This is a genomic window from uncultured Pseudophaeobacter sp. (assembly GCA_905479575.1).
In the GTDB taxonomy this organism is placed as follows: domain Bacteria; phylum Pseudomonadota; class Alphaproteobacteria; order Rhodobacterales; family Rhodobacteraceae; genus Pseudophaeobacter.
This window is the reverse complement of record CAJQNB010000006.1, coordinates 1-16,563: the sequence shown is the minus strand read 5'-3', so window position 1 is coordinate 16,563 and position 16,563 is coordinate 1. Positions and strand designations below refer to the sequence as shown.

Annotated in this window: 18 protein-coding genes and 1 tRNA gene; 13 read left to right on the top strand and 6 right to left on the bottom strand. The window is 57.6% G+C overall.

Annotated features, from left to right (window positions below):
- The first annotated feature begins 189 nt into the window (after positions 1–189).
- On the top strand, positions 190–879 hold the full coding sequence (locus tag QZ268_RS02180) for a DsbA family oxidoreductase (RefSeq protein ID WP_295447362.1): 690 nt from the start codon (positions 190–192) through the stop codon (positions 877–879).
- Here the strand turns inward: QZ268_RS02180 and QZ268_RS02175 are convergent.
- The gene (locus tag QZ268_RS02175; RefSeq protein WP_295447360.1) at positions 870–1,814 is read right to left on the bottom strand and encodes a LysR substrate-binding domain-containing protein; all 945 of its coding nucleotides are present in this window, start codon (positions 1,812–1,814) and stop codon (positions 870–872) included. The genes QZ268_RS02180 and QZ268_RS02175 overlap by 10 nt on opposite strands.
- Before the next feature lie 97 nt (positions 1,815–1,911).
- Between QZ268_RS02175 and QZ268_RS02170 the strand changes: the two genes are divergently transcribed.
- Entirely contained in the window at positions 1,912–2,616 is a 705-nt protein-coding gene (locus tag QZ268_RS02170) for an SDR family oxidoreductase (protein WP_295447358.1), read from the top strand.
- Between the two features lie 180 nt (positions 2,617–2,796).
- On the top strand, positions 2,797–3,186 hold the full coding sequence (locus QZ268_RS02165; protein ID WP_295447356.1) for a hypothetical protein: 390 nt from the start codon (positions 2,797–2,799) through the stop codon (positions 3,184–3,186).
- Here the strand turns inward: QZ268_RS02165 and QZ268_RS02160 are convergent.
- Both QZ268_RS02160 and uvrB read right to left on the bottom strand, forming a co-directional pair.
- Positions 3,170–3,709 carry a YdcF family protein gene (locus tag QZ268_RS02160; protein ID WP_295447355.1) on the bottom strand — a complete coding sequence of 180 codons (540 nt, stop codon included), beginning with the start codon at positions 3,707–3,709 and terminating at the stop codon, positions 3,170–3,172. The two genes, QZ268_RS02165 and QZ268_RS02160, sit on opposite strands and share 17 nt — an antisense overlap.
- Positions 3,706–5,931, bottom strand: coding sequence for an excinuclease ABC subunit UvrB (uvrB, locus tag QZ268_RS02155; protein ID WP_295447353.1), 2,226 nt, complete (start codon positions 5,929–5,931; stop codon positions 3,706–3,708). The genes QZ268_RS02160 and uvrB overlap by 4 nt, the downstream gene beginning before the upstream one ends.
- A 188-nt stretch (positions 5,932–6,119) precedes the next feature.
- Here uvrB and QZ268_RS02150 point away from each other — a divergent pair, with 188 nt between their 5' ends.
- The 4 genes from QZ268_RS02150 (at position 6,120) to QZ268_RS02135 (ending at position 8,388) form a co-directional block, all read left to right on the top strand.
- Positions 6,120–6,431 carry an ETC complex I subunit gene (locus QZ268_RS02150; RefSeq protein WP_295447351.1) on the top strand — a complete coding sequence of 104 codons (312 nt, stop codon included), beginning with the start codon at positions 6,120–6,122 and terminating at the stop codon, positions 6,429–6,431.
- 15 nt (positions 6,432–6,446) lie between these two features.
- A complete protein-coding gene (locus tag QZ268_RS02145) occupies positions 6,447–6,920 on the top strand; it encodes a GNAT family N-acetyltransferase (protein WP_295447349.1) in 474 nt (157 codons plus the stop codon).
- A 295-nt stretch (positions 6,921–7,215) separates the two neighbouring features.
- Complete coding sequence (locus tag QZ268_RS02140) at positions 7,216–7,752, top strand: sigma-70 family RNA polymerase sigma factor (protein WP_295447347.1); 537 nt, start codon at positions 7,216–7,218, stop codon at positions 7,750–7,752.
- The gene (locus QZ268_RS02135) at positions 7,753–8,388 is read left to right on the top strand and encodes a ChrR family anti-sigma-E factor (protein WP_295447345.1); all 636 of its coding nucleotides are present in this window, start codon (positions 7,753–7,755) and stop codon (positions 8,386–8,388) included. It abuts the gene before it with no gap.
- A gap of 140 nt (positions 8,389–8,528) precedes the next feature.
- Here QZ268_RS02135 and QZ268_RS02130 read toward each other — a convergent pair whose 3' ends face one another.
- A complete protein-coding gene (locus QZ268_RS02130) occupies positions 8,529–9,254 on the bottom strand; it encodes an SDR family NAD(P)-dependent oxidoreductase (protein WP_295447344.1) in 726 nt (241 codons plus the stop codon).
- Positions 9,251–10,018 carry a DUF1365 domain-containing protein gene (locus QZ268_RS02125; RefSeq protein WP_295447342.1) on the bottom strand — a complete coding sequence of 256 codons (768 nt, stop codon included), beginning with the start codon at positions 10,016–10,018 and terminating at the stop codon, positions 9,251–9,253. Before QZ268_RS02125 ends, QZ268_RS02130 begins: the two co-directional genes overlap by 4 nt.
- A 120-nt stretch (positions 10,019–10,138) precedes the next feature.
- On the opposite strand from QZ268_RS02125, the gene QZ268_RS02120 reads away from it, so the two are divergent.
- The 6 genes from QZ268_RS02120 to QZ268_RS02095 all read left to right on the top strand — a co-directional run bounded on the left by QZ268_RS02120 (position 10,139) and on the right by QZ268_RS02095 (position 15,136).
- Complete coding sequence (locus tag QZ268_RS02120) at positions 10,139–11,488, top strand: FAD-dependent oxidoreductase (RefSeq protein WP_295447340.1); 1,350 nt, start codon at positions 10,139–10,141, stop codon at positions 11,486–11,488.
- Positions 11,427–12,584, top strand: a complete 1,158-nt coding sequence (locus QZ268_RS02115; protein WP_295447338.1) for a cyclopropane-fatty-acyl-phospholipid synthase family protein — start codon at positions 11,427–11,429, stop codon at positions 12,582–12,584. The genes QZ268_RS02120 and QZ268_RS02115 overlap by 62 nt, the downstream gene beginning before the upstream one ends.
- On the top strand, positions 12,577–13,071 hold the full coding sequence (locus tag QZ268_RS02110; RefSeq protein ID WP_295447336.1) for a hypothetical protein: 495 nt from the start codon (positions 12,577–12,579) through the stop codon (positions 13,069–13,071). The genes QZ268_RS02115 and QZ268_RS02110 overlap by 8 nt, the downstream gene beginning before the upstream one ends.
- The gene (locus QZ268_RS02105) at positions 13,071–14,294 is read left to right on the top strand and encodes an MFS transporter (RefSeq protein WP_295447334.1); all 1,224 of its coding nucleotides are present in this window, start codon (positions 13,071–13,073) and stop codon (positions 14,292–14,294) included. Before QZ268_RS02110 ends, QZ268_RS02105 begins: the two co-directional genes overlap by 1 nt.
- Complete coding sequence (locus QZ268_RS02100) at positions 14,294–14,839, top strand: DUF3833 domain-containing protein (RefSeq protein ID WP_295447332.1); 546 nt, start codon at positions 14,294–14,296, stop codon at positions 14,837–14,839. The genes QZ268_RS02105 and QZ268_RS02100 overlap by 1 nt, the downstream gene beginning before the upstream one ends.
- A gap of 219 nt (positions 14,840–15,058) precedes the next feature.
- A tRNA-Arg gene (locus QZ268_RS02095) sits at positions 15,059–15,136 on the top strand.
- Positions 15,137–15,351: 215 nt separating this feature from the next.
- Here the strand turns inward: QZ268_RS02095 and QZ268_RS02090 are convergent.
- On the bottom strand, positions 15,352–16,563 hold a 1,212-nt coding region (locus tag QZ268_RS02090), incomplete at its 5' end, for a hypothetical protein (RefSeq protein ID WP_295447330.1).

The window sequence follows — 16,563 nt, the reverse complement described above, 5'->3', positions numbered from 1 at the left end:
ATTGAACGATCTCGGCAGCCATTTTCAACTTCCAGTGATTTCGCGCGCCTCCTATGGAACTTCGCGCCCCCGCGACCTATCTTGGCCGCACCAAACAATGCCCGCGCGCCACCGCACCGCCATGGGTATTGTCTCACTCCACTGGCGCCAAAAGCCGAGCCTTCGGCAGCCGCACAAAAGGATCCCCACATGAACACGCAAGACCGGCCATCGGCACCTTCAACAGCCCAAAGCCCCGCCCCGTTGCGTATCGACGTGGTGTCAGACGTGATGTGCCCCTGGTGCATCATTGGCTACCGCCAGCTTGCCACGGCACTAGAGGCCACCGACACAGACTACGAGCTGCACTGGCATCCCTTTGAGCTGAACCCGGAGATGCCCGCCGAAGGTCAGAACCTACGGGAGCATATCGTCGAAAAATATGGCGCCACCCCCGAGCAATCCGAGAAGAACCGCGCCCAGATGACCAAACTGGGCGAAGATCTGGGCTTTGACTTTCAGTTCGAGCCCGAGATGCGGATGCACAACACCTTTGACGCCCATCAGTTGCTGCACTGGGCAGAAACGCAAAACCGCAAACACGCGTTGAAACAGGCGCTGTTCTCGGCCCATTTCACCCATCACCGGGATCTGTCGGATACCTCTGTTCTTGCTGATATCGCGACAGAGATCGGGCTGGACCGGGACACGGCCCTGGAGGTGCTGCAGGATCAGCGTTTTGCAGGCGCCGTGCGGGAGGTGCAGAATTTCTGGCGCAGCCAGGGTATCCAAGGCGTGCCCGCAGTTATCTTTGATCAAAAACACCTGGTCAGCGGCGCTCAAGGGGTTGAGAACTTTACCAATATCCTGGGACAACTGGCAGAAATCCGTCAGAGCTGAGGCTCCGCCGTATCAGCTCCGAGCGGCGTCTCCCGGCAAGATCGCGGGCCGCAGCGCTCATCAGGCTGGTCGGACATTTCGACCAGCCAGCGCCGGACCTGCTCCACCGCCTTGCTGCGCTTTTTGCGCGGCTCCGCCAGCAGATAAAACGCCTTGTCACCCTGCAGCACTTCGGGGGTGACCTGAACCAATGTGCCTGCTGCCAGATCGCGGGCCACCAGGAACCGGGGCACCAAGGCAAGGCCCTGGCCGGAAATGGCCGCGTCAATGGCCAGCGCCACCTGATTTAGCCGCAGCCCACGCCCTGCCTGATCTTCGACCCCCAGCTGGGCCAAAAACTGCGGCCAAAGATCGTGGCCATCATGCAGTTTTGGCAGCTCCGCCAGCGCAGACAGCGCGAGCTGTGCTGCCTGCGCTCCGGCCAGATGCGGCGAGACAACAGCGATCACATCCTGACGGAACAGACAGATGGCCTCCAGCGCGGCCCCAAAGGGCGGCGCCCCCTGTCGGATCGCCAGATTGATCCCCTCGCTATGAAAACTGGACAGTTTTTCCGTGGCCATGATCCGCAGATCGATCTCCGGGCAGACCTCGGAAAACGCGGGCAAGTTGGGGATCAACCATTTTGCAGCAAAGGCCGGCGTAACGCTGATCAGTACTTTTCCCGGCTCTGGCCGCAACACCTGCGTTGCCGCCCGCAGCCCGTCGAAACTGGCGGCCACCGCCGCGTGGTAGCCACGCCCCGCCGTAGAAAAGGCAAGCCCCTTGGCGTGGCGCTCAAACAGCGCCATGCCGAGATGGGCCTCCAACAGACGCACCTGTTGCGCCACGGCGCCCTGTGTCAGCCCCATCTCCTGGGCCGCGAGACGAAAGTTCAGATAGCGCCCCGCAACCTCAAAGGCCCGCAGCGCGTTCAAAGGGGGAAGTACATCCATATGCCAATAGTATTTCTACTGGCAGAAGAGATCAATTCTGAATCGTGGCCTTGGTGCCTCACACCTATGTTGTGACCAGATGAAGATGGAGATCACAATGTCTGTAGAAAAAGTAGCACTGATTACCGCTGGTGGCAGCGGCATGGGCGCGGATGCGGCCCGTCGGCTTGCGGCGGATGGCTTCAAGGTGGCCATTCTGTCCTCTTCGGGCAAAGGCCAGGCCCTGGGCGCGGAGCTGGATGGCTTTGGGGTTACCGGATCCAACCGCGACCCGCAGGCCCTGCAAAACCTGGTTGAGGGCGCTATGCAGCGCTGGGGCCGCGTCGATGTTTTGGTAAACTCTGCCGGGCACGGTCCCAAGGGGCCTGTGCTGGAAATTTCGGATGAAGACTGGCACATGGGCATGGAGGTCTATCTGATGAATGTGATCCGCCCAACCCGGCTGGTCACCCCAATCATGCAGGCCCAAGGGGGTGGCACCATCCTCAACATCTCGACCTTTGCCGCCTTTGAACCCGATCCGCTGTTCCCGACTTCGGCAATCTTCCGCGCTGGTCTGGCGGGCTTTACCAAGCTGTTTGCCGATAAATACGGCCCCGAAAACCTGCGTATGAACAATATCCTGCCAGGCTTTATCGACAGCCTGCCCGAGACCGAAGAGCGCAGAGCCCGCATTCCGCTGGGGCGTTACGGTCGCACAGAGGAAGTCTCGTCGTTGATTTCCTGGCTGGCCTCGGATCAGGCCGGCTATATGACCGCCCAGAACCTGCGCGTGGACGGAGGATTGACGCGCTCGGTCTGATCAGGATGAGGCGCATGCCCCGACAAAACTGGCTGCATGCGCCAACTCCCCTCCCTGACTGCCAGCCCGGCCTCCTGCGCCAAAAAGCCAGCGTGTCGCACCCTTGCTGGGCAAGTTGCACTTGTTCTCAGCTGCGGTTTGCTCAAACATAAGCGCTATATTTTACTGGAGGATTGTGGAATGACCTTTGCAAAAACGCTACTTGGCGCCGTTGCGGTACTGGCCCTGTCTGCCCCGTTAGCACTGGCCGATGAGCTACTGGCCGACTATGTCGCCTTTATCGGACGCGATGATCTGCACAACTCCAAAGGTGCACGGCTCAGCGAACCCTGGCAGATCCTGCGGCAGGACCGGGCCAATTATCACCGCTTTGGCATTTCGCAGCCTGGCGATGAATGGGATCCGGTTTTTGAGAACAAGACCAATCGCGCGGTGATGGAACGCATGATCCAGCACGGGTCCATCTCTGCTTCGGCCGGGCGGGACATCGTCCGGGGCGGTGTCATGGTGCGGGTCAAGGTCTATGACGGCGGCAAGCGCGACTACGTGCGCGTCACGGTGACCCGCTAGACTGGCCTCTTTCTGAAGGTTGACCCCTGTCTGAAAGCTGCCCCCCGTCTGAACCGCGCAGGCTCCACAGATAGTAAATCAGCGCCGGAATTTCGCGCAGCCAGAACTTCACCACTCTGCGCCCTGCAGTGCCGGTCATTGCAGGGCAATCAGCCTGCGCCGCATAGCCAAAATGGCGCGCCGTCAGCAGCGCCCGCCATTTGTGATAGCGATCGGTCACAATCACGATCTCCGGCCAGCCCAAATCAGCCAGTATGGGGCGGATATTGCGCAGGTTTTCCAAGGTGGAATGAGACTGATCTTCCCGCAGAATGGCAGCCTCAGGCAGGCCTTCGTCGCGACAAATCTGCCGTATGACTTCTGCCTCGCGCGGCGGGAACCGCCCCAACCCGCCACAGCAGATCACATGGGTGACCCTGCCCTGGAGAAACAGCTGCACTGCATGCAGGCTGCGGCGCCGCAGTGTTGGCGAGGGCTGACCGTCGCTTTGAACAGCTGCGCCCAGAACAACCGCAACGCTCACCCGCCATACTTCTTTTGCGATTTGCCCCGATAGGCCCGCGTTCCGGCCTTGCCGGCGCTGGAGCGACCGCGTGATTTCACTGCCGCCTCAGAAGCCTTCTCCACCGCATACTGGCGCGCCATCGGATCGTCCGACACCGCCAGATCCACCGCTTCCAGGCGCTTGACCTCGTCGCGCAGGCGCGCGGCTTCCTCAAATTCGAGGTTTTCGGCAGCCTTGCGCATCTCATCGCGCAGCCCGTTCAGGTGGGCCTCAAGATTGGCGCCATGCATCGGCTTGTCGATATTGGCGGTGACGCGGTTCATGTCCACGTCGCCCTGGTACAGCCCCGCCAGAACATCCTCGACGTTCTTTTTCACCGTGGCCGGGGTGATGCCGTGCTCCAGATTGTAGGCAATCTGCTTTTCACGGCGCCGGTTGGTCTCCCCCAGGGCGCGCTCCATCGAGCCGGTGATTTTATCGGCATACATGATAACGCGACCTTCCGCGTTACGTGCGGCCCGGCCAATGGTCTGCACCAAGGAGGTCTCGGAGCGCAGGAAGCCTTCCTTGTCGGCGTCCAAAATCGCAACCAAGCCACATTCGGGAATATCCAGCCCCTCGCGCAGAAGGTTGATACCAATCAGCACGTCAAAGGCGCCAAGGCGCAAATCGCGCAAGATTTCGATCCGCTCCAGGGTGTCGATATCCGAATGCATGTAGCGCACCTTGATGCCCTGTTCATGCAGGTATTCGGTCAGATCTTCGGCCATGCGTTTGGTCAGGGTGGTGACCAGCGTGCGCATGCCATTTTCAGTCACCTTGCGGACCTCATCCAGCAGATCATCCACCTGCATCTTGACCGGACGGATCTCGATCTCTGGCTCCAGCAGCCCCGTTGGACGGATCACCTGTTCGGTGAAAACCCCGCCTGCCTGATCCATCTCCCAGGCCGCAGGGGTTGCGGAAACAAACACCGATTGCGGCCGCATCGCGTCCCATTCCTCGAACTTGAGCGGCCGGTTGTCCATGCAGGAGGGCAGCCGGAAGCCATGCTCTGCCAGGGTGGATTTGCGCCTGAAGTCGCCTTTGTACATGCCGCCGATCTGCGGCACCGAGACATGGCTTTCATCGGCAAAGACAATGGCATTGTCAGGGATGAATTCAAACAGGGTTGGCGGCGGCTCACCAGGGCCACGACCGGTCAGATAGCGCGAGTAGTTCTCGATACCATTGCAATGGCCAGCGGCCTCCAGCATCTCGATATCAAAGTTGCAGCGCTGTTCCAACCGCTGCGCCTCCAGCAGTTTACCCTCACCGTTGAATTGGTCCAGCCGCTGCTTCAGCTCTTTCTTGATGGAAATAACCGCCTGATTTAGCGTTGGTTTTGGCGTCACATAGTGAGAGTTCGCATAGACGCGGATCTGTTCAAATGACCCGGTCCGCTCACCCGTCAGCGGGTCAAACTCGGTGATTGCCTCCAGCTCCTCGCCAAAGAAGGACAGCTTCCAGGCGCGATCTTCCAGGTGAGCAGGGAAGATTTCCAGCGTGTCGCCACGCACCCGGAAAGAGCCGCGCTGAAAGGCCTGATCGTTGCGTTTGTACTGCTGCGCCACCAGGTCAGCCATCACCTGACGCTGGTCGTATTCCGCGCCGACCTTCAGATCCTGGGTCATCGCCGAATAGGTTTCAACCGAGCCGATACCGTAGATACAGCTGACCGAGGCGATGATGATCACATCGTCGCGTTCCAGCAAGGCCCGCGTCGCCGAGTGGCGCATCCGGTCGATCTGTTCGTTGATCTGACTTTCTTTCTCGATGAAGGTATCCGAGCGCGCCACATAGGCCTCGGGCTGGTAATAGTCATAAAAGGAGACAAAGTATTCCACCGCATTGTCGGGAAAGAAGCCTTTGAATTCGCCATAGAGCTGCGCCGCCAAGGTCTTGTTTGGCGCCAAAATAATCGCCGGACGCTGGGTCTCTTCGATAATCTTGGCCATGGTGAATGTCTTGCCGGTGCCGGTGGCGCCCAACAGCACCTGATTGCGCTCGCCCTCCTTTACCCCGGCGCTGAGTTCCGCAATTGCGGTTGGCTGATCGCCAGCCGGCGAAAACTCGGTATGCATGACAAAGGCCTTACCGCCTTCCAGCTTGGGGCGCTGCACGGCATCCCGTTCAACCATATGCACAGACTGCTGTTCTGGCGTCTTGGCTGCGGATTTGTCTGAATGGGCGTAGGGCATCCGGCTCTCCTGTGAGTCGCGCTGATTTTGGTCTGTTTTTGTTCTTGTTCAAGGGGCATTTGTTGTAATTTCGGGCGCAGCCCTGTTGCCGCAGTGCAAAACCTGTTGAATACGCCGGATTTGTCACCTTGTAGCAAAGGCCGATTGGGCGCATAAATGCGCCAAGACGAGTCACGAGGAGAGCCCATATGCGAGCGCGGATTTACCGGCCAGCCCGAAACGCCATGACATCCGGAATGGCCAAGACCCGCAAATGGGTATTGGACTACGCCCAGGCAAGTGCACGCGAAGTTGATCCTTTGATGGGCTGGACCTCTTCCTCTGATACACAAAGCCAGGTCCGCCTGCGCTTTGACAGCAAAGAGGCCGCGCTGGAATATGCGCAGGACCACGGAATTGATGCCGAAGTGATCGAGCCAAAGGCGCGCAAGGCCAATATCCGTGACGGTGGCTATGGTGAAAACTTCGCCACCGACCGGCGCGTTCCCTGGACCCACTGACCGGCCCCCAATCGGATGGAAATCCGAAACTCAGATCCAACGCTTCCAGCGCTGCGTCCTCTTATTGAGGGCAATCAAAGCCATGGCGCTGCTGCAACCGCTGCGGACAGCGACCATACCTTTGGTGTCGAAGACCTGAGCCACCCGGCCGTACGGTTCTTTGCAGCCTTTGAGGGAGAAACAGCCCTGGGCTGTGGCGCCTTCAAAGCGCTGCGTGATGGTACCGCAGAGGTGAAATCCGTGTTTGTCTGTAAATCCGCACGGGGTCGTGGGGTGGCGAAACGGCTGATGGATCATCTGGCAAGCCAAGCCACAAAGGCAGGTTTTTCGGCGCTGGTACTGGAGACAGGATCGTCGCTGTGCCCGGAGTATGACGCAGCCCGAGCCCTATATGAACGCCTGGGCTACGCCTATTGCCCACCGATTGAAGGCTACGGCGAAGACCCGATGAGCGCCTTTATGCGGCTGCCCCTCCCTGTCAAAGGCTAACAGCCACTGGCAAGTAAACACAGGCCAGCAAACACAGGTCAGCAAGCATTGGGCCGCAAAATCTTTTCAAATACCGCTGGGCGCCGCTGGTTGAGCGCTTCTGACGTCTCTTTTGGAGATCACAGTGGCCTGAGCACGTCACCACGGCAGATTTTCTTCCTCTTTAGGTGATCCAAAATTTGCACCCATCCGTAGTGTTGTTATGATCGAGCTCGTATTAGAACATCACTCTGCTGGCCCTGTAAAAACGGGCCGTCTCAGAACAGGAAGAGCCGTGCCGCGACCAGAGCAGCCAATGTCTCAACTGACGGTCTGGCTTATCGCGGTGCGGGATCACCGGGACCGAGACGCGTTTTCCGGGCTGTTCGACTATTTTGCGCCTCGGCTCAAGGGGTTCATCATGCGCAGTGGCACCAGCGCAGCCCAGGCGGAAGAAATTGTTCAGGATGTGATGCTGACAGTCTGGCGTAAGGCGGCGATGTTCGATCCCCACCGTGCGCAGGCCTCGGCCTGGATTTATCAAATCGCCCGAAACCGTCAGATTGATATAATCCGTAAGGAAAACCGGCCAGTGCCAGACGAGTTGGCGCAGGACCCCGGATCGGAACCGGATGCCAGCCAGATCCTGGCCTTTGACCAGGAGGCAGAGCAGCTCAAAACCGCCTTGGACCTGCTGCGGCCCGACCAAAAAGAGATGATCGAGAAAGCCTATATGGGAGATCTCACGCATCAGGAAATAAGCCTTCAAACCGGACTGCCATTGGGCACTGTGAAATCACGTATTCGCCTTGGCCTTGACCGTTTGCGTAAAGAACTAAAGGGGTTGCGCTAGATGCATGCAATCACACACCATATTCCAGATGATATGATGGCAGCCTATGTCGCTGGCACGCTGCCTCACCCGTTTGCAATGGTTGTTGCAACACATATTTCGCTCTGCCCGGACTGCCGGGCGGACTATGGCGCACACCAGACGCTGGGGGGCGCGGTGCTGCAGCGCACTGAAAATGTTGCGCTCTCTAGCAGCTTAAAGTCCAACGTGATGGCGCTGCTTGATGAACCGGTGCGACCTGAACCAATATATGACGCCCGCGACATCTATCCAGGCCCAGTCATGGAAGCCCTGAAAGGCCGTTCGCCGCGCTGGAAGACACTGGGCATGGGGGTCAGACAAAGCATTCTGTCTGCAACAGATACAGGATCCGTGCGGCTGTTGTATATTCCGGCTGGGCAAGCTGTTCCCGACCATAGCCATAATGGCCTGGAACTGACCCTGGTTCTGCAGGGCAGCTTTAGTGATGAAACCGGGAGCTTTGGTGTGGGCGATGTTGAAATCGCGGATGAAGAGCTGGAACACACGCCCATAGCCGATGCAGGGGATGCCTGTATTTGCTTGGCGGCAACCGATGCGCCACTGCGGTTCAACGCCTTCATGCCGCGCTTGTTGCAACCCTTTTTCCGAATATAGGCTGCCCAGGAAACCGTTTGTGCACAGCTGCGCACCTGACAGGTGGTAGCGCTCGATGCACTGCATCTACTGAGCGCATTAGGGACTGGGCGAACTAGGGACTGGGTCAAACAAGGACCGGGCGAAATGGCGCGACCCGTCTATTTGCCGCGATAGACCAGCCAGTCGGGCAGCAAGGCAAGCGCCTTGATGGCCCATGAAAACGGTCGTGGGAAATCGGTGCGAAACCGCCGCGTCTGCATGGCACAGAGCACATGCTCCGCTGCTGTCTCTGCGGACATCAGCTGCGGCATTGAAAAATCGTTCATGTCAGTCAGGCGCGTTTTTATAAAGCCGGGATTAACAATGCGAATGGTGACACCGCTGCCGCGCAGATCGTGGCGCATCGTTTCTGCCAGGCTGATCAGCGCTGACTTGCTTGCCCCGTAGCCAACCGCTGCAGGCAACCCCTGATACCCCGCCAATGATCCAATCAACGTGATATCACCGCTCTCCTTTGCGACAAATTCAGGTAGGATATGGCCCAACACCCGCACAGCGCCGGAAAAATTCACCTCCAGCATGCCCAGGGCTGTCTGGCTGTCCCATTCCTGGCTGCGCATCGGGGCATAGGTGCCCGCGTTGTAAACCACGCCATCAATCGGCCCCAGGTTTTTTACCGCGTCCTGCACCGAGGTCGCATCGGTCACGTCCATCGCCAGCGGTGTTGCTGATCCAAGAGCCCAAGCAAGCTGTTGTAACCGCTTGCCAGATCTGGCGGACAGAACCACATGCGCCCCCGCATCAACCAGCCCCTTGGCAACCTCCCGCCCCAGGCCTTCGCTTGCACCGATCACCCAATAGGTCTTTCCCTCCAGCGTGCTCATGATCCAATACTCGACGTCTTGCTGTCAGAAATCAGCGGTTTCGGGGGTTCTGGCTTGCGCAGGAACGGCGCACCCTTGAGCTTTAGCTTCAGGGCCTGCCAATAAATCAATGCCACAACCCGCACCGCGCCCAAAGGACGGCGAATTGCCACCCTGGCCAGGCCCGCCGTTGTTGCTGGGGTTCTCAATCCATTCAAAGTGGCCAGAACCCCCTCGTCTCCATTTTCATATGAGATGCGGATATTGAAGGCGCGTTCGGTCATACCAAAGTTGAAGAGATATCGCCCGGCGACCTGCTGAAACGGCGACACATGCATCAGTTTCTCTGCCTCGATCCGGTCAGATCGCTTGATGGGGCGGAAATCGGAATGGGCGCAAAAATAGCAGTGGCGGTGGCCAAAGGTGTTGTTCACTTCTGCAATAAACGCCCGCGGCTCCCCATCAACCACGGCGATCCAAAAGCTTACAGGATTGAAGTTGAACCACAAAAAGCTCGGCTGGGTGAGAAGCAACAGCTGCGCCTGCTCTACAGGAAAGCCGCGCTGGTGCAGTTCATTGCGAAACCAATCTACCCCCTGCCCTTGCCCACGCGGCCCACCATGGTGATGGTCGTGCAGCGAGAACAGATTAAAGCGGTTGCGCGACAAAAGCGGTTGCGCCGCTTGGGTCAAATCCGTCAACACATAGTCGACCCCATAGCGAAAGGCGTTGGCCAGGCTGCCGCGGCGGCTGTGATAGGTTTGGGCTGATACAAGTTCAATCATGTGACCATTACGGAAAACATCGGCCTCTGGATCACCGCGCTGCGAATTTCCTTTATCAAAAGTGATCCGCTTGCCGATCCCCCCCGTATTCCTTGAAACATAATCACACATGAGGACCGCATGTTGGACCAAACCCAAGGCCCGCGCCGCAAAATAGCGATCATCGGAGGTGGCATTTCTGGACTGTCAGCAGCCTACTATCTGTCCGCCACCCATGACGTGACCCTATATGAGGCGGCACCACGTTTGGGAGGCCATGCGCGCACGGTTTTGGCAGGGCAGAATGGCGATCAGCCAGTCGATACAGGTTTTATCGTTTTCAACTACGCCACCTATCCCTATCTCACCCGCCTGTTTCGCGACCTCGACGTGCCGGTGATCAAAAGCGAAATGAGCTTTTGCGCCAGTATCGACGATGGCAGGATCGAATATGGGCTCAACAGCCTTGCAGCGATCTCCGCACAAAAACAAAACCTGGTCCGGCCGCAATTTTACAAGATGGTGCTGGATATCTTGCGGTTTGGCAAAGAAGCCGAAGCGGCGGCGACGGATGACAGCAAAACCATTGGTGAACTGGTGGATGAGCTGGGGCTTGGGACCTGGTTCCGCGATCATTACCTCATGCCCATGTGCGGCGCGATCTGGTCTACGCCGGTGACCGATGTGGATGCCTTTCCAGCAAAGTCCCTGGTCAATTTTTTCCGCAACCACGCCCTGCTGGCCGGGACCGGACAGCACCAGTGGTGGACGGTCAAAGGCGGCAGCATCGAATATGTGCGCCGACTGGAGGCGGCCCTGCTGGCACGCGGCTGCAAAATTCATACAGGTTCACCAATCCAAAAGGTAACCAGAGATGCGCGCGGTGTAAGCCTGACGCCGCAGGAGCAATACAGCCAGCGCTTTGATGAGGTCGTCTTTGCCTGCCATTCGGATCAGGCACTACGCATTCTGGGCCAGCAGGCCACAGCTGCTGAAAAAGCCGCCCTGGGCGCGATCCGCTACCAATCCAATACGGCCGTTCTACATTGTGACCCAGGGCAGATGCCCAAACGTCGCAGCTGCTGGTCCAGCTGGGCGTATCGCAGCCAGGATGGGGGTGTTGGCGTGACCTATTGGATGAACCGCCTGCAGAATATTCCCGAAAGCGACCCGCTGTTTGTGACCTTGAATCCAACGCGGCCCATTGCCGCCGACAAGGTCTATGACCGGGTTGAGTTCGCGCACCCGGTCTTTGACCAGGCGGCGCTCGGGGCGCAGCGCGATCTGCGTGGCCTGCAGGGCCAGAACAACAGCTGGTTCGCGGGCGCCTACAACCGTCACGGCTTTCACGAAGATGGCATCGCCAGCGCTATGCGTATTGTTCGCATGATTAATGCGCCCTCACCACTGCTTCACAAAGGATCCCAGCATGACATTGACGCACAAGGCGATGAAATCGCAATTCCTGGAAACCTGCGCGCGACTGCGTGAGGGCCGACTGACCCTGCGGACCCCCGACGGGGAGCGCTATCAGTTTGGGGATCACGGACCAGAGGCCGAAATGCAGATCCGCGATTGGGCAGCGGTTTCTGCGATGGCGGCGCATGGTCAGGTGGGATTGGGTGAGGCCTATGTTCAGGGACTATGGGATACCCCCTCGATTGAGGGGTTGATGTCGCTTGCCATGATCAACCGCGAACATCTTGGCAGTTATGACCAGGCCAGCCCGTTCAACCGCGCCAAGTTTCGCCTTGTGGACAGGGTGCTGCGGGCCAATTCCAAACGCGGCTCCCGTAAAAATATCCGCGCGCATTATGATGTTGGAAACGAGTTTTACCAGCTCTGGCTCGACGAAGGCATGACCTATTCCTCAGGTATTTTTGGTGAAACCGGCGATGATCTGGCCCAGGCACAGTCACGCAAAAACGAACGGGTCTTGTCCCGTCTCACCACCGGCGAACGTGTGCTGGAAATCGGCTGTGGGTGGGGTGGCTTTGCAGAACAGGCCAGCGCCGAGGGCCGCGATGTGACAGGCGTCACCATTTCACGCAACCAGCACAGCTATGCCGATTGCCGTCTTGATGGCCGCGCCGACATTCAGCTGCGGGACTACCGCGATGTGCAGGGAACATTCGACAATATCGTCTCTATCGAGATGATCGAAGCGGTGGGCGAAAAATACTGGCCCAGCTACTTTTCGGCCCTGAAACAGAACCTGTCGGCAGGTGGCCGCGTCATGCTGCAGGCCATCACGGTACCGGATTCGTTTTTTGAAACCTACCGCACCTCCTCCGATTACATCCGGCAATATGTTTTCCCCGGCGGCATGCTGTTGTCGGATCGGGTGATTGAAAGCCAGGCCACTGCGGCGGGCCTGCAGGTGAAAAACAGTTTTGCCTTTGGCCAGGACTACGGCAAAACCTGCCGGATTTGGGCTGAACGTCTGGTCGCGCAGCAACGCAAGATCAAAGAACAGGGCTATGACGAAGGGTTTTTCCGCAACTGGCAGTACTACCTTGAAATCTGCGCTGCCTCCTTTGCGATTGGGCACACGAATGTCGTCCAGATCGAGTTGGCCCATGCGTAGCTTGCTACTTGGCCTCTGCATCTGGCTGGCGCCAATTGTTGCCTCGACCAGCCAGGCCAGCAACCTGCCAAACGGCGCCGAGCAACGCGGCGAGGCAGCCTTTAGGTTTCTGGGGTTTCAGATCTACACTGCGCGATTGTTCACCAAAGGCGGCCTGCCCCTGGACTGGTCGCAGGATTTTGGTCTGGAGCTGACCTATAAGCGCAATCTCAGCCAGTCTGATCTGGTGGAGGCCACCCTGCGCGAAATGGACCGCATGGGCAATGCCCTGCCCATTCGCGGGCAGCTGGAAAACTGTTATCAGGCTGTCCGCTCAGGGGACACATATCTGGCCGTCAGCAACGGCCCGGACCAGCTCACCTTCTGGCGCAATGATGTGGCGGTTTGCACGCTGTCTCATGCGGGTATCAAAACCCGATTCATGGAGATCTTTCTGGGTGAAAACAGCCGCTCGGAGCGTTTTACACAGGCGCTGCTGGGGCAGTGATGCTGTATCCAAGGATTAGCCTTTATGCCCTGATGCTGGCCAGTGCCGGGATCCCTTTGTACATTCACTTGCCACAGTATGCCGCCACCGATCTTGGCATCGGGCTTGGGGCCTTGGGGGGTGTTTTGCTGGCCATCCGCCTGTTTGATCTGGTGCAGGACCCGCTGATCGGCTGGGCCGTGGATCGATGGCCGCAAAAGCAGTCCAGCTTTGCTTGGCTCGCCGCCGGTGGGCTGGCCGTGGGGTTTCCGCTTTTGTTTGGACTACAAGCCAGCCCCTATGTGTTGGCCAAGATGATCCCCATCCTGTTGCTGCTGTTCTCCGCCTACAGCCTGGGTATGATCTTGCTCTATGGGCGCAGCACTACCCTTGCCAAATCTGCTGAACCGCGTGCTGTAATGACGCTGGCCGCATTCCGCGAAAGCGGCATGCTGATCGGTGTGATTTTGGCAGCGATTGCTCCGGCTCTCCTGGTTGGCATGGGGGCTGCGGGACAGGGCTATGGAGCATTTGGCCTGCTGCTGGGTGCAGTGGCAATCGTCACCGCCCTGCTGACCAGACCGGTCTGGTCACAGCCTGCGGTGGCCGGTCGCCCCCTGAGCTATGCCTCCCTGTCCCAGTCCGGGGCGACCAGCCTGCTGATCCTGGCGATCCTGAACAGTCTGCCGGTGGCCCTGACCTCCACCTTGTTTCTGTTTTTTGTACAAGACTACCTGAACTTACCAAAACTGGCAGGGCCACTGCTGGTACTGTTCTTCCTGTCTGCCGGTCTCAGCGTGCCCTTGTGGACCCTGGTCAGCCACAGGATCGGGGCCAAAGCCACGCTGTTGATCGCCATGCCTTTGGCCATTGCCAGCTTTGTCGGAGCCGGGTTTCTAAATCCGGGAAACGCCTATGGCTTTGCTCTGATCTGTCTGGCGTCAGGGGCGGCGCTGGGGGCGGACATGCTGCTGTTGCCTGCCCTGTTCAGCATTGCCCTGACCAAAGCAGGCCTAAGCGCGGGAACAGCCTTCGGTATTTGGTCCTTTGCCGGAAAACTTGCCCTGGCCCTTGCAGCCGCAGTCACTTTGCCACTGCTACAGGCATTTGGCTTTACCCCTGGCACACACAACACGCCAGAGGCGCTGTCGGCGCTTGTCGCGGCCTATGCGATCCTTCCTTGTGTCCTGAAATCCGCAGCCTTTTGCTATGCTCTACGGCTGCCCAGTGAAAGCTCCTCCTGATGAAATTGCTTGTCGCCTGCCTCGTGATCTTTCTTGTGGCCATAGTTGCCAAGACCTACCTCTTTAGTTTCCGGTTCCAATCACCACAGGATTACGCTGGAACCGGCCCGCAGTTTGATCTCAAGACCCATCTATCTGGCGAGATCCTGTCCGAAGGGTTGATCTTTGGCCCAAATGGCAAGATGACCAACAGCTTTGTAGCAAAAATGGTCGGCACCTGGGACGGGGACACGGGCACCCTGAGCGAAGAATTCACCTATTCCAATGGGAAAACCCAAAGCCGGAAATGGTATCTGACCCTCGGCCCAAACAATACCTTTACTGCCACAGCTGATGACCTGGTGGGAGAGGCACAGGGGGTGGTTTCCGGGTCAACCGTCCGCTTGCGCTATGAGATCATTCTTCCCGAAGATTCCGGGGGACACACCTTGCAGGCCACAGACTGGATGTACCTTACCGCCGATGGCGCGATCATGAACAAGTCAGAGATGCGAAAATTTGGCCTGAAGGTCGCGGAACTGGTCGCGACAATGAGACCAAACTAAAAGCCACCCAAGGCATAGCCCCAGTTTGAGGGCTATGCAGGATTTTGAAGGCACCTCTGAAACGACAGCCCCAATTGAAACGACAGCCCTAATTGCCGCCGACAGTCTGTTGCCCGCGGGTAAAGTTGCGGGACGTAAATTCTTTTTTCGGGCCGCCGTTCCATTTCTCTAGCAAGTTGACAAGGCAGAGGATTTGACTGATACAGCCGAGACAAGTGCGGGCCGTTAGCTCAGCTGGATTAGAGCAGGGAACTTCTAATTCTCAGGTCGGGGGTTCGAGTCCTCCACGGCTCGCCATTTCCTCCCATTGTGCTGCCAATGGGGCATAAGTGTGCGAATTCAGCGTGTTTCATGCGAATTCCTGTCAAGAAGTTTGTCATCGCACTTCTAACCCTTCAACCTTCACGATCTGTGCGTTTTTGCTGATAAGAAGTTGGCCCCAGCATAGCAGCCCCACGCATGCTTTTCCCACGACTTCGCTGTTTCTTGTCTGCAACATGGACTGGGAGGTGTCATTCCAAGATCTCTTCGACCTCATTGCGGAGATAGACCGGCCCATAATCTTCTCCATTTGGTGCAAAGGTTTCCACTCCAGCTGATCTCAGCTTCCCCAGCAATATCTTCCGATGTTGGCCAAATTTTTGCTCCATCGTCGCCGGGGTCATAAAGCGCTTGTGGAACTGGGTGATGTCGTCGGGAGAGAGGTATGATTGGTCAGGATCGCCCTTCGGGTGTGGCGTAAGGGTTTCAGGAGTATGGCCCTCTGCCGCAAGTTTTTTAAACCAGCCAGATATTCGAATGCCAACTGACCGGCCAAATGCATAAGCCGTTAGAAACTCTTGGTCCGTGACCTTTTGTTTTGGTGGCCGCATGCCATTGATTTCTGTTTTCAAAACACAGAACCCAGCATAGCCTTCAACGTTAGTGTAGTGCCCGAGCTGAAGTTCACCATTTCGCAGGGCTTCGATGATCTTCCCAACCCACAAACCTGTGCGCTTTTTAGCCTGCTGAATACCTTCCCATTTAGTGTTGGTAGGCGCTACAGGCTGCGCAATTTCCAAGAGTTCTTCCACCAATGCAATACCATCAGATATGCGCCAAGGAGAATTGATCGTTGCAACCTGGATCCGAGGTTTTATCACACCGTCCTCTGCAAGCGATTTGAATTGCATGAAGGTTGCTCCCATTTCGTGCTGCATTTTCGCGGGACCAACCAAAGTCGGTACTTCTGCCAGTAGATCGGCATAGGCTACAGCGTCAAACGTCTTCCGAGAGACCGGCCGTTGATCGTCGGCAGTAATAGCCCTGGCATCTACTAGAAACTGTTCAAGCAGGGCAGGTCCGATCTTGGCTTCTCGAGCAGATGTGCCAACAGAATGCAATTTCCTCGTAGGTTGGAAGTATCCGAGAACGGTTTCACCAGGCGCTATTGGCCAGTAATCAAGGATGCAGTCTCTCATGATTTTCCGAAAGGGAGCGAAATCCTCTTTGGCTAGGTAAAATTGTGTCAGTTCTACGTATAGTTTTCCGAAGGCTTTTTGAGGTTCGTCGTTGTGTCCGCTCGCCAGCGAGACCAATGCATCTGACCTGAGCCCCTGAATTTCCTCCATTTTTGTGTAGAGTCCGCCCAACCGAAGGACGGACAAATGAAGACGAGATTCACGGACGAACAGATCATCCAAATGATCAAGGAGCAGGAAGCTGGCGAGAAGACGGCTGACGTT

What these genes read in the sequence shown, in the direction of transcription:
- QZ268_RS02180 (WP_295447362.1), top strand. Translation starts at nt 190, where the DNA reads ATGAACACGCAAGACCGGCCATCGGCACCTTCAACAGCCCAAAGCCCC.
- QZ268_RS02175 (WP_295447360.1), bottom strand. Translation starts at nt 1,814, where the DNA reads ATGGATGTACTTCCCCCTTTGAACGCGCTGCGGGCCTTTGAGGTTGCG.
- QZ268_RS02170 (WP_295447358.1), top strand. Translation starts at nt 1,912, where the DNA reads ATGTCTGTAGAAAAAGTAGCACTGATTACCGCTGGTGGCAGCGGCATG.
- QZ268_RS02165 (WP_295447356.1), top strand. Translation starts at nt 2,797, where the DNA reads ATGACCTTTGCAAAAACGCTACTTGGCGCCGTTGCGGTACTGGCCCTG.
- uvrB (WP_295447353.1), bottom strand. Translation starts at nt 5,931, where the DNA reads ATGCCCTACGCCCATTCAGACAAATCCGCAGCCAAGACGCCAGAACAG.
- QZ268_RS02150 (WP_295447351.1), top strand. Translation starts at nt 6,120, where the DNA reads ATGCGAGCGCGGATTTACCGGCCAGCCCGAAACGCCATGACATCCGGA.
- QZ268_RS02145 (WP_295447349.1), top strand. Translation starts at nt 6,447, where the DNA reads ATGGAAATCCGAAACTCAGATCCAACGCTTCCAGCGCTGCGTCCTCTT.
- QZ268_RS02140 (WP_295447347.1), top strand. Translation starts at nt 7,216, where the DNA reads ATGTCTCAACTGACGGTCTGGCTTATCGCGGTGCGGGATCACCGGGAC.
- QZ268_RS02135 (WP_295447345.1), top strand. Translation starts at nt 7,753, where the DNA reads ATGCATGCAATCACACACCATATTCCAGATGATATGATGGCAGCCTAT.
- QZ268_RS02130 (WP_295447344.1), bottom strand. Translation starts at nt 9,254, where the DNA reads ATGAGCACGCTGGAGGGAAAGACCTATTGGGTGATCGGTGCAAGCGAA.
- QZ268_RS02125 (WP_295447342.1), bottom strand. Translation starts at nt 10,018, where the DNA reads ATGATTGAACTTGTATCAGCCCAAACCTATCACAGCCGCCGCGGCAGC.
- QZ268_RS02120 (WP_295447340.1), top strand. Translation starts at nt 10,139, where the DNA reads ATGTTGGACCAAACCCAAGGCCCGCGCCGCAAAATAGCGATCATCGGA.
- QZ268_RS02115 (WP_295447338.1), top strand. Translation starts at nt 11,427, where the DNA reads ATGACATTGACGCACAAGGCGATGAAATCGCAATTCCTGGAAACCTGC.
- QZ268_RS02110 (WP_295447336.1), top strand. Translation starts at nt 12,577, where the DNA reads ATGCGTAGCTTGCTACTTGGCCTCTGCATCTGGCTGGCGCCAATTGTT.
- QZ268_RS02105 (WP_295447334.1), top strand. Translation starts at nt 13,071, where the DNA reads ATGCTGTATCCAAGGATTAGCCTTTATGCCCTGATGCTGGCCAGTGCC.
- QZ268_RS02100 (WP_295447332.1), top strand. Translation starts at nt 14,294, where the DNA reads ATGAAATTGCTTGTCGCCTGCCTCGTGATCTTTCTTGTGGCCATAGTT.